This window comes from Treponema sp. R80B11-R83G3, assembly GCF_054786115.1.
Genome location: NZ_BDHF01000425.1, coordinates 1 through 555 on the forward strand (window position 1 = coordinate 1; position 555 = coordinate 555).

General features: G+C 43.4%; 1 protein-coding gene. It reads left to right on the top strand.

The genetic code is table 11. The features are described 5' to 3' along the window. A partial coding sequence (locus ACYVRH_RS14260; protein WP_461257536.1) for a hypothetical protein occupies positions 1-195 on the top strand: 195 nt, incomplete at its 5' end. Between the last annotated feature and the right edge of the window lie 360 nt (positions 196-555).

Here is a 555-nt window from a genome sequence, read left to right on the forward strand (position 1 = left end):
GGCGGGTGGGGCGTACTGCGACTTGCCCACACGGGTTTTATAATGCGTGTTTTGCGGCATTTTGTGATGGGCGGGTTGCCGGGGTTTTTTGTGCCTTTTGTTTATTTTCTTTTTGCCTATAATTTTAGACAAAAAAGTATGGCGTTTTATTTTGTTGTTGTGTTAAAACACGTCCGGCGGTACGCCGTTGTTTAATGCCCTTTTGGAATTATCTTAGAAAAAAAAAGCGTGAGGATTAGCTTTTTTTTTCATGCCCATGCCCAACACGATGTTGGGCATGGGTGCGAAGTTTGCCTGTTGTTATTATGCCGTGTTTTCATTTTTATTAAATTTTACAGTTTGCCCTTGCCATACTTTTTTGTTCCTGTTTATCCAGATTTTTAGGATAGCATATCGAATGTCCGCACAAAAAAGGGCGGTCTCTGCCGGAAAAATTGCGGAGTGGAGCGCAGCGGAACGGAGCAATTTTAACCTTTAGGCTTTAAGGGGGTGGCGACTCTGGAGCGGGGATAATGTTGCGTGTCTGAACTAATGTTATTGGGAGCGAATAAGTAC